This window comes from endosymbiont of Lamellibrachia barhami (assembly GCF_011947365.2).
Taxonomy (GTDB): Bacteria; Pseudomonadota; Gammaproteobacteria; order Chromatiales; family Chromatiaceae; genus QGON01.
In genome coordinates this window covers 1,709,316-1,722,708 of the sequence record NZ_JAAVSH020000001.1, presented here as the reverse complement: position 1 = coordinate 1,722,708, position 13,393 = coordinate 1,709,316, and the positions used below count along the sequence as shown (strand labels likewise).

General features: G+C 54.5%; 10 protein-coding genes and 1 pseudogene. 7 read left to right on the top strand and 4 right to left on the bottom strand.

Going from position 1 to position 13,393, the window contains the following annotated elements; all coding sequences use genetic code 11:
• A pseudogene (locus G9Q73_RS07680) lies at positions 1–567 on the top strand (hypothetical protein); the annotation flags it as partial.
• A gap of 20 nt (positions 568–587) precedes the next feature.
• On the opposite strand, the gene G9Q73_RS07675 reads toward G9Q73_RS07680, so the two are convergent.
• Positions 588–824: a hypothetical protein gene (locus tag G9Q73_RS07675; protein ID WP_177419268.1), complete on the bottom strand. Its 237-nt coding sequence runs from the start codon at positions 822–824 to the stop codon at positions 588–590.
• A 224-nt stretch (positions 825–1,048) separates the two neighbouring features.
• On the opposite strand from G9Q73_RS07675, the gene G9Q73_RS07670 reads away from it, so the two are divergent.
• The 3 genes from G9Q73_RS07670 (at position 1,049) to G9Q73_RS07660 (ending at position 4,350) form a co-directional block, all read left to right on the top strand.
• On the top strand, positions 1,049–1,660 hold the full coding sequence (locus G9Q73_RS07670; RefSeq protein WP_177419267.1) for a c-type cytochrome: 612 nt from the start codon (positions 1,049–1,051) through the stop codon (positions 1,658–1,660).
• A gap of 149 nt (positions 1,661–1,809) precedes the next feature.
• A complete protein-coding gene (locus G9Q73_RS07665) occupies positions 1,810–2,613 on the top strand; it encodes an endonuclease/exonuclease/phosphatase family protein (protein ID WP_177419266.1) in 804 nt (267 codons plus the stop codon).
• Between the two features lie 192 nt (positions 2,614–2,805).
• Complete coding sequence (locus G9Q73_RS07660; protein ID WP_177419265.1) at positions 2,806–4,350, top strand: GGDEF domain-containing protein; 1,545 nt, start codon at positions 2,806–2,808, stop codon at positions 4,348–4,350.
• A gap of 32 nt (positions 4,351–4,382) precedes the next feature.
• Here the strand turns inward: G9Q73_RS07660 and G9Q73_RS07655 are convergent, their stop codons facing one another.
• Positions 4,383–4,952, bottom strand: a complete 570-nt coding sequence (locus G9Q73_RS07655; RefSeq protein WP_177419264.1) for a hypothetical protein — start codon at positions 4,950–4,952, stop codon at positions 4,383–4,385.
• Between the two features lie 100 nt (positions 4,953–5,052).
• Here G9Q73_RS07655 and G9Q73_RS07650 point away from each other — a divergent pair, with 100 nt between their 5' ends.
• The 3 genes from G9Q73_RS07650 to G9Q73_RS07640 all read left to right on the top strand — a co-directional run bounded on the left by G9Q73_RS07650 (position 5,053) and on the right by G9Q73_RS07640 (position 12,254).
• Entirely contained in the window at positions 5,053–6,351 is a 1,299-nt protein-coding gene (locus G9Q73_RS07650) for a TAXI family TRAP transporter solute-binding subunit (RefSeq protein WP_177419263.1), read from the top strand.
• A 393-nt stretch (positions 6,352–6,744) separates the two neighbouring features.
• A complete protein-coding gene (locus tag G9Q73_RS07645) occupies positions 6,745–10,023 on the top strand; it encodes an ATP-binding protein (RefSeq protein ID WP_177419262.1) in 3,279 nt (1,092 codons plus the stop codon).
• A 389-nt stretch (positions 10,024–10,412) separates the two neighbouring features.
• Positions 10,413–12,254: a response regulator gene (locus G9Q73_RS07640; RefSeq protein ID WP_177419261.1), complete on the top strand. Its 1,842-nt coding sequence runs from the start codon at positions 10,413–10,415 to the stop codon at positions 12,252–12,254.
• 170 nt (positions 12,255–12,424) lie between these two features.
• On the opposite strand, the gene G9Q73_RS07635 is transcribed toward G9Q73_RS07640, so the two are convergent.
• Both G9Q73_RS07635 and lspA read right to left on the bottom strand, forming a co-directional pair.
• A complete protein-coding gene (locus G9Q73_RS07635) occupies positions 12,425–12,814 on the bottom strand; it encodes a TusE/DsrC/DsvC family sulfur relay protein (RefSeq protein ID WP_177419260.1) in 390 nt (129 codons plus the stop codon).
• Between the two features lie 98 nt (positions 12,815–12,912).
• Entirely contained in the window at positions 12,913–13,386 is a 474-nt protein-coding gene (gene lspA / locus G9Q73_RS07630) for a signal peptidase II (RefSeq protein WP_177419259.1), read from the bottom strand.
• Positions 13,387–13,393: the final 7 nt, after the last annotated feature.

Genomic DNA, 13,393 nt, shown 5'->3' with positions numbered 1-13,393 from the left:
CACGGATTGGAGGTCGAACTGCTCTACAACAAGTTTCCATTCGCCCAATTTCACGGCCTGCTGGTGCCGGAGCGGAGGGAGCGGGAGCCGCAGTATCTTTCACATCTCTATCATCTCTATATCTGGAATCTGACTGAAGAGTTGGGCGGATGCCTGCCGGGGGTCGGTTTCGGCTATAACAGTTACGGCGCCTTCGCGTCTGTCAATCATCTGCACTTCCAGATGTTTGTGCGGGAACAGCCCCTTCCTTTGGAAACGGAACAGTGGGGGCACAACGGAGGGGAGGTGCCTTATCCGGTGGACTGCCTGCGCTTTGGCTCCGCGCCTGAGGCTTGGGCCTACCTGAACGAATTACACCGGGAAGGTATTAGCTACAATCTGATCTACCGTCCCGGTTGCCTCTACTGCCTGCCCCGCAGAAAACAGGGGAGTTATGAGTACGCCCCCTGGACCACCGGTTATGCCTGGTATGAAATGGCTGGCGGCGTAACGACAACCAATCGGGCGGACTACGACAACCTTGATGCTGCTGTCATCGTCGCTGAGTTGGCGAAGTTGCAGATTTAACCTGAAAATGAGGTTCCGGGTTACCTTCCGTCGAGCCACTGCTCCAGGTAGTAGAGCCGGACCCCCTCAGAAGACCGGGATGGCCCAACTACTCGGGCCGCATAGGTATTGCCGGCTGCATCTGCCCGATCCATCGCCTCCTCAGCGGATGCCACGACATCGACACAGTTTTCAGGAAAGCGATTACGCCGCCGGCTCGGCGTGAAAACAATGGCAAAACAGTTGTTTACGATGCTGGCATCAGGATCTTGCTGCATGTGGGTTCCTCGAAATAGCTGTCCAAACATACGCTGTGGCTCCATGCCAGGACAAGCATCATTGGGTGAGTCCCGATATTTTGACCTCTATTAGAAGATTCTGGTATAGTTTCGCAGCTTTTTTATGGTTATCGGGTTCGATTGGAATCAAGCCACAAGCTGTGGTGTTTCCGGTTGGGGCCTGCTGAAAACTGAATCCAGGCACGAAAACAGCGGGACTGAACATGAATAAATGGCTAGTAACTGTTTCCATCGCACTTGTATTTGTCGCAAGCGGCGCCCAATCTGCTGGTGATGCCGAGGCCGGCAAGGGTAAATCAACAGCCTGCATGGCCTGTCACGGCCCTGATGGTAATAGTTTAAATGCGCAGTGGCCGAAGCTGGCGGGTCAACACCCCAAGTACATTGAAAAACAGATCAGGGATTTCAAGTCAGGCGCCCGCAAAGATCCCCTGATGACGGCTCAGGCCGCGCTCTTGGCCGATGATCAGGATATCGCTGATCTCGCTGCTTACTTCAGCAGCCAGAAAAGGACCATGGGTACCGCAGCCGCAGATAAAGCGGAGTCGGGTGCGTCCCTCTATCGGGCCGGCAACGCTGAAACCGGCGTTGCGGCCTGCATGGCATGCCACGGTCCTGCAGGCGCCGGCAACCCGGATGCAAACTTCCCGGCACTCGCTGGACAGCATGCCATCTATACTGAAAAGGCGTTGAAGGATTTCCGTTCTGCTGCCCGCACCAACGACGCCAGCGAAATGATGCAAGGCGTCGTTGCCCGCATGACTGATGCAGAGATTGCAGCAGTGGCTCAGTATATTCAGGGCTTGAATAAGTAAATTCATGTCACGAATGGTGGAAAAGGCGGCTCTGGCCGCCTTTTTTTGTTGTTTTCGACCCAGATTCAAGTTTTTTCCACTATATGCCGTAGTATTAAAGATAGGGCGAACATATCCCGGTTGACGGGCAGGGCATGGGGTAATACCAGATGCAGAGACAGATAGAGAGACACGGCGTGGGCAAGACGGACGGCCATCGCCTGCGTCTGCTCAGTTATAATATTCAGACCGGCGTTGATACCCGCCGCTATCGGGAGTATGTCACCCATAGCTGGAAGCATTTTCTGCCCCATCGCAACCAATTGGCAAATCTGAATCGTATTGCCCGCCTACTCAAAGATTTCGATCTGGTGGGGCTGCAGGAGGTGGATTCAGGCAGTCTGCGCAGTGGCTTTCTGGATCAGACGGAATATCTCGCCCAGCAGGCGGGTTTCCCTTATTGGTATAAGCAGGTAAACCGTAGCCTGGGTAAACTGGCCCAGCACAGCAACGGCATCCTTAGCCGGGTGCATCCCAGCACCATTGTGGAACATCGCCTGCCAGGACTTCCAGGTCGAGGCGCGATGTTGATGGAATTTGCCACCAGCGAAAAACCGCTGGGTGTCTGCATTATGCATCTGGCCCTGGGTCGGCGTGCGCGGTTGCGGCAGTTCTCCTATATCAGTGAGCTGGTGTCCCACTACTCCCACCTGATCCTGATGGGGGACTTTAACTGTGGCTGTGGATCCCGGGAGTTCCGTTTCCTGATGGACAATACTGATCTGCAGGGAACCTCCTGTGATCTCAAAACCTTTCCGAGCTGGCGACCCAATCGCAGGCTGGATCATATTTTGGCCTCCCCAAGCCTGCGTGTAGCCAAGGCCGAGGTGTTGGACTACGCCCACTCTGATCATCTACCGATCAGTCTGGAAATCGAATTGCCGGCGAATGTAAGACTTGCCCAGGCAGCCTGATTGATACGTTGCTTTTCTCTCCTGCGCTGATAATCTAGGAGGCTGTCGCAGGTATATCGCTGCCAGGCAGAAACAACCGGGCGTAGGGTGTTGGCGAACTTGTGAACCGCATCCTGCATGCGATGGGTTATTGAAAAGTTGTTTGATGAGCGTCCTGTAGCGGGCTCTGGATTGTAACCGAAGTATTTCACGATGGCCGACGAAAAGGACTGGAAGCAGGCATACCAGGAGTTGCTGCTGCAACACGAGCAGTTGCTGGATTCCCGTGCCGAAACCGAAGGTCTTCTGGTTCGAGCCATTTCCCGTTTGACAGTCGCCACCAGCGGGATGGATCCCAATCTTGACCCTCATCTGAAAAGTATTCGTGACGCTGTCCGCAACGGTGTCAAGCCCGCCCTGAATGAGCGGCTGAACGCCCTTTCAGACAGTCTGGCTCATCAGCCGGACAGCGATGATTTTGCGGGGCCTGAACCGCTGAAGATCTGTGGTCAGTTGGTATCGCGTCTGCAGCTGCCGAAGAGCGAAATGTCCGAGGCTTCAAGGCTTTTCAGCCATCTGTTGAGTGACCCCGCGCATGTGGCGGAAACCGAATTGGATCGCTTGGCGGCACTGTTGAATCATGCGGTTACTGAGGGAACTCCTCCTAAGGATGGCCTGTTGGGGCGTCTTCTCGGCAGCAGAAAGGGGGACGGTGAGGGGGATACGCCTAACCACATGCTGATGGAGTTGTTGGATCGCGCCAGTTGGCCTGGAAACTGGGGCACTGATATCTCTGATTTTCAAAGCCGGTTGGCGGATAAATCTGCAGCGGATGAGTGGGTCAGGGTGTTGCGGGATCTGTTGGAGCTGATCTCCCGCTCCCATGGTAATGCCCAGACAGAGATTCAGGAGACAGAAAGTTTTCTCGAAGAGTTGACCCGACGACTGCAGGAACTCGATACCCATCTTCGAAGTGGCCATGATAGTCGGGAAGCAGCGATAAAGAGTGGGCGCCGGCTGAATGTGGCAGTTGCCTCCGATGTGGGTGGTATCCAATCCTCAGTGCGGGAAGCGACGGATCTGGGGCAGTTGAAGCGGACTGTTGCGGAGCGTCTGGATCGCATCCAGCTGAGTATGGATCAGTTTCTCGCGGATGAAGAGCAGCGTTACCAAAATGCTGAAGTCGATGAGCGTGCCCTGCGGGAGCGCCTGCGGGAGATGGAGCAGGAATCGGATGATATACGCTTTCGCATGGTCGAGGCGCATCATCTTGCGCTGCAGGATGCGCTTACAGAGCTGCCTAACCGGTTGGCCTATGACGAGCGGGTCAGTCAGGAGTTTGCGCGTTGGAAAAGGTTTGGAGAGCCGCTCTCCATGCTTGTCTGGGATGTGGATGACTTCAAGAAAATCAATGATCGTTATGGCCATCAGGCGGGTGACAGCGCCCTGAGAATCATTGCGAAAACACTCCGGAAAAGACTTCGCGAAACAGATTTTATCGCCCGCTATGGCGGAGAGGAGTTTGTCACCCTGCTTTGTGGCACAGATCAGGAAAAGGCGCTGAGCGTGGCGGAAGAGATGCGTGAGGCAGTCGGCGCGAGCGGATTTCATTCAGGCACCAAGGCAGTTCAGGTATCCATCTCCTGTGGCATCAGCTGTTTTGCGGAGGGCGACACGGTCGAGGCTGTATTCGAGCGCGCTGACAAGGCGCTCTACACGGCCAAGGGTAAGGGAAAAAACTGCTGCGAAGTGGCCTGAGCTCCATCCCAGTCGACTACCCAGTGAGCGGATCAGTCATCCTGAATATAAAAATAGCACCAAGCCTTGTCTTCATCTCCCTGTAGTGTTTTGAGCAGCGCTGCCGACGGTTGCGCCTCCTGGGGGAAGATATTCTCCACGAGCAGAAAGAAACGGCCTGTGCCTGCCGCCTGTCGCCAGTTGTAGGTTGCCGGGTTCTGCAGATTGCCGCAATGTGGGCATGTCGCCCGATAATGCTTTGGTTGTTTTAACCAGGCCCTTATCAGAGCCTCCCATTGCGGGATGCGCTTACGGCACGCTTTACAGCTGGGCGCATTGCTGTTTTTCCCCCCTAGAAATACCGGATCAGTGTAGGGGCCGTCTATCTTCAGATGACAGAAAGGCTGGTTATCCTCTGTGGGTTTCAATTGTATGTAAGGTGAGCACCCCATGAACGTGACCAACTGCATGAAGCGCTCGCCCAACAGATAATCCGCCTCGTTCTCCGGGAGGATGGGTGCGTCGATAAAATCGATGTCACGCAATCGCGCAAGCAGATCCGCTATATCAGCCGGAACATAAAAAGCATCTTCCGGGGTCAGTACGAGGCGGCCTGTATGCATCTTTGGGAGTCAGAGGATCGGATGAGTTGGGATTGATCTTACCGCTATTTGCTGTACTTTGTTTAGGTGAAATGGGCTTGCTCCAAAGCGGGTGAAGGTGATGCCGAAACAAACAGTAAAAGAACAAAAACATCTTTTTTCCACCTATTGGCCTGCACTGGTGCTGGCGCTGCTCGCTTTCGGCGTCGCCTATCAGTTCGTTGTGCCCCCACCGCCTAACCACCTGACTATTGCTGCAGGCAGCACTGAAGGGGCTTACTATCAGTTCGCCCTGCGCTATAAGAAGATCCTGGCAAGGGAGAGGGTGCGGCTGGATATCCTCGAAACTGCGGGATCCATTGAAAATCTGGGGCTGTTGGAGCGGCACGATGCTCAAATAGGGTTTGTACAGGGTGGTACGGGTTCAGTCCGGACAACGGACGAGTTGCGCTCCCTGGGCGGTATCGAGTATGAACCCATGTGGGTCTTCTATCGCGGGAATAAACCGCTTCGACAGCTCACTGATGTGGTTGGAAAAAGAGTCGCAGTGGGTACTGACGGCAGTGGAACAAAGGCGCTGACGCTTTTTCTCTTGCGTGACAATGGTGTGGATGAGCAGGCTATTGAAACGGTCTCACTGGGTGGACGCCAGGCGCTGGAGGCATTGGTGAAGGGTGATGTGGAGATTGCGGTATTCGTCGTCTCACCCACCGCTCCGCTGGTTCGAACGCTACTCGAGCAACCTGGGATCCATCTGATGAACTTCCATCGGGTGGATGCCTATGCGCGTCGGCACCATTTTCTCTCCAGTGTTAATCTGCCGGAAGGGGCAATGGATCTGCAGACGAATATCCCTGCGGAATCCGTCAGCCTGCTGGCCCCGGTCGCCAATCTTGTGATGAACGATTCACTGCATCCGGCGTTGGCGGACCTGCTGCTGCAGGCGATGGATGAGGTGCATGGTAATGGTGGCTGGTTTGGGTCGCGGGGAGATTTTCCCACCTCCGAGTTTCTGGAGTTTCCTCTCAGCGATGAGGCTGGTCGTTTCTACAAGCATGGAGCGCCTTTTCTGCAGCGCTATCTGCCATTTTGGGCGGCTACCCTGGTGGATCGTCTGAAAATCATGCTGCTGCCCCTGGTGATGGTTTTGTTGCCGCTCTTCAAACTCATGCCGCCGATCTATAACTGGCGTATGCGGGCCCGTATCTATCGCTGGTACAGTCAGTTGGAGGTGCTTGACGGCATGAGTCGTAAGTCGCTGACTGCAGAGCAAAAAGAGATTTTGTTGAGGGCGTTGCTCGATCTCAGGGAGGAGGTGATGAAGATTGATGTGCCCCTCTCTTTTTCCGGTCAGCTCTATGACCTGCGCATCCATATCAAGTTGGTGCGGGGGGCTGTGATGGGGACAGATGATTCATGAGTGTGTTTTACTTCAGCATGCGCTGCCTCTGGCCGCCGCTGCTGCAATGGTGAATTTGATCCAAATATCGATATATCAAAGAGTTGTCGTTAAAGAAAGGTTGTTTTTTTGATGATGATCAAGCTGTTTCAGGTTACAGTATGTGGGCTGGTTCCGGTAATGGAGCGAATGAGCGTGACAAGTGCGCCATAGAGCGTGTAGCCACCAATTTAATACATATGGAAGTGATTCGTCGGGGCAGCCGCATTTAAAGAAGTGATATGTTTTGGGGGCTGTCTTCGGTATGTTGATTTTTTGCGGACAAAGAAGATGCGCGGGCGCACGCCTGTTCTATGTGGCGGCACGGCCTGAGATCATTGTTCCCAGTACGCTTTTCAGAGAAGGTGCTGTGCAATGAAAGGGTTGAGGGGGGCCTCAGTACGTTTCCAGCTGATAGTCAATCTGCTGCTGATTTCAGTACTTGCCCTGACGATTGTCTTCACGCTGCTCTATTTCATCTCCCCGCTCTTTGCGGAGCCTCATTTTCCCTCTGTTGCAACCCTGGTTGCGGTCTCAGGCCTTACCCTGGCAATCATTCTGTTTGTTGCGCTTTGGATGGAAAAGCGGTTTTCCGTTCCTTTGGATCAACTGCTTGAGGCACTGAAGTCACTCTCCAGTGACGGTGACTACACACTACGTCTGAAACCCGAGCAGCGCACAGGATTTAGCAAACTCTACGAAGGCATCAATGATCTGCTGGAAGCGATTCAGCGTCGCGATACCTCGATATCCGCGTACAGTTCGGACATGTCGCGTCTGGTTGAGGCGCGGACGAGTCAACTCAGCCGCGAGCATGTCGAGCTGGAAAAAAAGATACGGGACTTTGCCAAGGCAAAGAGCAGTGCAGAGGCTTCAAATCGGGCCAAATCCCGCTTTTTGGCGGATGCGACCCATGAAATCCGTGCTCCCATGAACGGCATGTTGGGCATGACCGAACTGTTGTTGGGAACCCAACTTGATGAGAAACAGTTTCACTATGCGAACACGATCCGTAATTCCAGCGGCACATTGCTCAATATCGTCAATGATCTGCTCGATTTTTCCAAGATCGAGGCAGGCAGGCTGGATCTGGAAACTGTCGATTTTGATCTCCGGACGCTGGTGGCGGAGACCTGCGAACTATTCAAAAAACCTGCACACCGCAAAGGTCTGAGTCTCGAATATGAGTTGGAAGAGGATGTTCCCAGCGGGATGCAGGGCGATCCAACGCGTCTGCGTCAGGTGCTGACTAATCTCCTGGGTAATGCCATCAAATTCACTGAAAGCGGCGAGGTCCGGCTTACTGTCAGTCGATTGGAGCATGGAGTGCAGGCGATACCGCTTTGTTTTCAGGTAACCGATACAGGTATCGGAATTCCTGAAGAGAAGCAGTCTGAGATATTTTCCGCCTTTACTCAGGCGGATGGTTCAACTTCCCGCTATTTCGGTGGAACGGGCCTGGGGCTCTCAATCTCACAGCAGTTATCTCAACTGATGGGAGGGCACATCACCGTGGAGAGTGAGCCGGGGTGTGGCAGCACTTTCCGCTTCACCGCCGGTTTTGCTGCTCCTTCGGAGAATTGGGAGAGTGAACTGAAATCTGCCGGTCAGACTGCCGAGAGTGTGACCCTGCCGGTTTTTGCAGCCAGAGTACTGCTGGCTGAGGATAACCCGGTCAACCAGGAAGTGACAGAGGCCATGCTGCAGCAGCTGGGATGCCAGGTCGATATCGTTACCGATGGGGAACAGGCCATCGAGGCAGTACGTCGCCTCTCCTACGATCTGCTACTCATGGATATCCACATGCCGGGGCAGAATGGCATAGAAGCGACTCAGGCAATCAGACGGACTGAAAATGACTCGGATAAGCGGCTTGCTATCGTGGCGATCACCGCCAGGACCTCGGCGCAGGATCTGGATCAGTACCTCCAACAGGGGCTGGATGATTTTCTCGCCAAGCCTTTTGAGCTGCCAGATCTGGCCAGTACGCTCGGACGGTGGCTTACGCCTGTGTCAGGTGAGCCGCCGGAATTGGGTGATGAGCTGCAGGAGGTGATGGATGAATCTTCTTCGAAGGGTGCGCTGGTTCCACAAAAGATGGAAAAACTGCGCACCCACTACAATGGAAAGCGGCAGGGTCGTTTCTCCCGGCTAGTAAAGGTCTATCTTGAAAGCTCCCACAGACTGTTGGACAACCTCCTCGATGGCGTTGAGACCCTGGATGCAGGTGCCATCTCCCAGGCTGCGCATAGTCTGAGTGCCGCCAGTGGCAACCTGGCTGCAACCGAACTGGCAAGTCTCTGTAAGACCCTCGAACTTGAAGGCCGGGCCGGGCAACTGGCGAATGCCCCGGAACGTCTGGCGGCCATTGAGGCTGAGTACAGTCGTGTCGGTGATGCCCTGCAAGGCTTGGTGCAGAAAGAGCTGGGAGCGGATGAGCGCGGCGCGGCTGGCAGTGAGAATACGGGTGGCCCCAGGATTCTTATCGTGGATGACGAGATCACGGCAAGACAGATCGCCAAGGATGTGTTGGAGGATAGCGGCTTTGAGGTGCTGGAAGCAACCGAGGGGTATGAAGCCCTGGAGCTGTTCGAGCAGGAGCAGCCCGATCTGGTGCTGCTGGATGTGGAGATGCCGCTGCTGGACGGGTTTGAGACCTGCCGCCGTATGCACCGACGGATGGAAACAAAGGACATACCTATCGTCATGGTGACAGGCCGCGGTGACATCGAAGCGGTGGAGCGCGCCTACACCATGGGGGCCACTGACTTCGTCACCAAACCGGTGAAGTGGCCCATACTGCTACAGCGCATCAACTACATTCTGGGTTCTGCCGAGATCCTGGAGAAGCTCAGGCAGAATGAACGCAGTCTCGCCCATGCTCTGGAAGAGTTGCGCCGCAAACGGGATGAGGCGCTCTCCGCAGTGAAGGCGCGCGGTGAATTCCTGGCCAATATGAGTCATGAGATCCGTACCCCGATGAATGGGGTGATGGGGATGTTGGCCCTGCTGGAAGATGCCGATCTGGAGGGTAAAGAGCGGGACTATCTGGATACTGCACGACATTCCGCCGATTCCCTGCTGCACATCATCAACGACATACTCGATTTCTCCAAGATTGAAGCGGAAAAACTGACATTGGAGTGTGTGGATTTCGATCTTGGCCGATTGGTGGAGGAGACCGCGTCGCTCTTCGTGGAGTCCGCCAACAGTAAGAATCTGGAGTTGAACTGCTACATCGCAAACTCCATCTCCGGGGTCTTCAGCGGCGACCCGACCCGCATCAGACAGGTGCTCTCCAATCTGGTGAGCAATGCGGTAAAGTTTACTAATCGTGGTGGAGTTTTTCTGAAGGCTGAACTCACGGAGGAACACGGCGGGAAGCAGTGGATACGCTTTACCGTTGAAGATACCGGTATCGGTGTTCAGGAAGACGACCAGGCGCATCTTTTTGAGCCCTTTACCCAGGGCGACGGCTCCGTCACACGAAAATATGGTGGCACAGGGCTGGGGCTGAGTATCAGTAAGGAACTGGTCAGAATGATGGGTGGGGAGCTCGGTATGACCAGCCGCGTGTCGGGGCTCCAGCTTCTTTCATCTTCCGCTGATGCATGTTTCAAAGGCAGAGCTCTTCCGGATAGCGTCGCAGAGTGACGGGTCCGGAACGCTGGGTCATGATTGTGGGAGGCAGTGCAACCAATGTTTTGTGCTGAAACCTACCTTGAGACAGACCCCTTCCTGAAACTTTCCACCTGCAAGTTACCCCCAGGCGATGCAGATTCTGCATGAGATCGCAGTTCGGGGAGGTAGAAGTACCATTTGCTGTTGCTGGATTGTGATGCCATTGAATCCGGGGAGGGGAGTATGTCGAAGGTCTGAAGAACGATCCTGCAAACCAATGGTATAAAGATCGTATCCCTGCTTCAGGTGGGCGCTCGGTGGGTGACTATGATGTGGGCAAGATCGATGGTGTATTGGGCTGCCGGTTCGTAAGGCTCAACTGTTCGAGATGCTGAGTAACCCTTCAGTACAAGGATAATGCGATGTTGCAACAGGGGAGAGAAGGAGAGAGCGCAGCAGATAACGACATACTCGATTTCTCCAAGATTGAAGCGGAAAAACTGACATTGGAGTGTGTGGATTTCGATCTTGGCCGATTGGTGGAGGAGACCGCATCGCTCTTCGTGGAGTCCGCCAACAGTAAGAATCTGGAGTTGAACTGCTACATCGCAAACTCCATCTCCGGGGTCTTCAGCGGCGATCCGACCCGCATCAGACAGGTGCTCTCCAATCTGGTGAGCAATGCGGTAAAGTTTACTAATCGTGGTGGAGTTTTTCTGAAGGTTGAACTCACGGAGGAACACGGCGGGAAGCAGTGGATACGCTTTACCGTTGAAGATACCGGTATCGGTGTTCAGGAAGACGACCAAGCGCATCTTTTTGAGCCCTTTACCCAGGGTGACGGTTCCGTCACACGAAAATATGGTGGCACAGGGCTGGGGCTGAGTATCAGTAAGGAACTGGTCAGAATGATGGGTGGGGAGCTCGGTATGACCAGCCGCGTGGGCCGGGGCTCCAGCTTCTTCTTTCATCTTCCGCTGATGCATGTTTCAAAGGCAGAGCCTTTCCGGATAGCGTCGCAGAGTGACGGGTCCGAACGCTGGGTCATGATTGTGGGAGGCAGTGCAACCAGTCGTTTTGTGCTGGAAACCTACCTTGAGACAGACCCCTTCCTGAAACTTTCCACCTGTGCAAGTTACCCCCAGGCGATGCAGATTCTGCATGAGAATGCAGTTCGGGGGAGGCAGAAGTACCATTTGCTGTTGCTGGATTGTGATGCCATTGAATCCGGGGGGAGGGAGTATGTCGAAGGTCTGAAGAACGATCCTGCAACCAATGGTATAAAGATCGTATCCCTGCTTCAGGGTGGGCGCTCGGTGGGTGACTATGATGTGGGCAAGATCGATGGTGTATTGGCCAAGCCGGTTCGTAAGGCTCAACTGTTCGAGATGCTGAGTAACCTCTTCAGTACAAGGGATAATGCGATGTTGCAACAGGGGAGAGAAGGAAAGAGAGCGCAGCAGATCCTCCCTCGGTTTCAGGGACTTGTGCTGGTGGTTGACGATGAGCCGATGAACCTCATGGTGGCAGTGGGGATTCTGGAGAAGTTAGGCATCTCTCCCGACGAGGCGAAGAATGGACAACAGGCGATCGAAAAGAGCCGGATGGTGGAGTATGACCTGATTCTCATGGACTGCCAGATGCCGGGGATGAGCGGCTATGAAGTGACAGGGATGATTCGTAATCGTGAAGCGTTGAGTGGTGGGGATCGGACTCCCATTATCGCGATGACGGCAAATGCGATGGAGGGGGCGAGAGAAGAGGCGATTCATCACGGCATGGATGACTACATCAGCAAGCCCTTCCAGCCTGGCGAACTTGCCAGTCTGCTTTCCAGCTGGTTGCTGCTGGCCCCCCAGGAAGCGGTTGATTCCCCGGATCAGGCCGGGACAGATGTAGATCTCATAGAGGACGCTGAGCCTGGGCAGCGGCCGGTGGTTTGGGATCGAGAGGCTGCGCTGAAAACCATCGATGGTGACGAAAAGCTGTTGGGACAGATGATTGAGATGTTTGTTGAAAGGGTCCCGGCCACCCTTGACCGGATCATCTCTGCAATGGATGAGGACGATGCTGCGGTCATGGCCGGGTCGGCCCATGCATTGAAGGGGCTGGTCAGCCATTTTTCTGCCTATCGGGCAAGGGATCTGGCCGCAGAGCTGGAGAAAAGAGCGAAACGTGGTGAACTGGCGGGTGTGGATGAGCTGGTGGGAAGTCTGCAGCTTGAGGTTGAAACCCTGGTGACGAACTTGGACGAAGCCAGGTAGACCGGGTGCTGAGGTCGAAGCAAAGCCCAACGCAGCCGGTTCCGTCACGTTTGAACCGGCATACAAAAAAGCATCGGACAATCCCATCAGTTCAGATGCAGAGCAACGTTGGATTACGCTTCGCTAATCCAACCTGCTAAATGCACCTGATTTAATTGCCGGATTGATAACTACAGGCAACTCCTTCCTACCGGGGCTGTTAACCCGGCATAGCGGCAGGCCATCTTGGCGCCGCCCGGAAACAGTTTGTTGATGTAGCTCCTCGTCCAGCGGCAGTTGTGCTGGTCTTTACAGAGGTTGCGTGAAAGTATCGGCATCTCCGGTGCGATGTCAAACTCCTGGTAAAATCGGTGCAGAAAGTCGATCAGCGTCCAGTGATCCTTGCCCAGCATGACCCCGTCTCTCTGCGCCAGGGTTTCTGCTACCAACGGACTCCAGTCTTCTGCACTCACCAGATAGCCGTCGCTATCGGTGGCGATCAGTCTGCCGTCTATTTCGAGAACTTCTGCGGTATTGATTTGCGTGGCGGCGTGAATCCTCGCCTGTTCCTCCAGTCGCATCTTGCACCTCCGGGTGGATCGGATACTGCTGCTTGGGGATTATGATTGTTATAGCCTAAAAATAGCAGGGAAATAGGTTGGCTGCAGAGAAAGGTTTGTCAGTCTGTTTTATGTTTGGCAGAAAAAAAGAGGGCGTCGAAGATCATCAGCGCGACACCGACAGTGATTGCGGCGTCGGCGATGTTGAATGCGGGCCAGTAGTACTCCTGGTAGTGAAAGTGCAGAAAATCGATGACGTGGCCAAAAAGCAAACGGTCAATGACATTGCCGATAGCGCCACCAACAATCAGTGAGAGGGCGACGGCGATGGTTTTTTCCGCTGGTTTAAGGCGCCAGATCCAACCGGCCAACACTGCGGAGACGCCCAGTGCCAGGATGATGAAGAACCAGCGCTGCCATCCTCCCTGATCACTGAGGAAGCTGAACGCAGCCCCCTTGTTATACATCAGAGTGAGATCGAAGAACGGCAGCAGGGTGGATGGCTGATAGGCGGACAGCGCCGCCTCCGCCCACTGCTTGGTTGCCTGGTCGAGCAGGAGGACGAGCAGTGAGAGCCAGAGCCAGCGTTGCATGGGGACC

Excerpts from the sequence above, each read along its gene's own strand:
- G9Q73_RS07675 (WP_177419268.1), bottom strand. The coding sequence starts at position 824 with ATGCAGCAAGATCCTGATGCCAGCATCGTAAACAACTGTTTTGCCATT.
- G9Q73_RS07670 (WP_177419267.1), top strand. The coding sequence starts at position 1,049 with ATGAATAAATGGCTAGTAACTGTTTCCATCGCACTTGTATTTGTCGCA.
- G9Q73_RS07665 (WP_177419266.1), top strand. The coding sequence starts at position 1,810 with ATGCAGAGACAGATAGAGAGACACGGCGTGGGCAAGACGGACGGCCAT.
- G9Q73_RS07660 (WP_177419265.1), top strand. The coding sequence starts at position 2,806 with ATGGCCGACGAAAAGGACTGGAAGCAGGCATACCAGGAGTTGCTGCTG.
- G9Q73_RS07655 (WP_177419264.1), bottom strand. The coding sequence starts at position 4,952 with ATGCATACAGGCCGCCTCGTACTGACCCCGGAAGATGCTTTTTATGTT.
- G9Q73_RS07650 (WP_177419263.1), top strand. The coding sequence starts at position 5,053 with ATGCCGAAACAAACAGTAAAAGAACAAAAACATCTTTTTTCCACCTAT.
- G9Q73_RS07645 (WP_177419262.1), top strand. The coding sequence starts at position 6,745 with ATGAAAGGGTTGAGGGGGGCCTCAGTACGTTTCCAGCTGATAGTCAAT.
- G9Q73_RS07640 (WP_177419261.1), top strand. The coding sequence starts at position 10,413 with ATGTTGCAACAGGGGAGAGAAGGAGAGAGCGCAGCAGATAACGACATA.
- G9Q73_RS07635 (WP_177419260.1), bottom strand. The coding sequence starts at position 12,814 with ATGCGACTGGAGGAACAGGCGAGGATTCACGCCGCCACGCAAATCAAT.
- lspA (WP_177419259.1), bottom strand. The coding sequence starts at position 13,386 with ATGCAACGCTGGCTCTGGCTCTCACTGCTCGTCCTCCTGCTCGACCAG.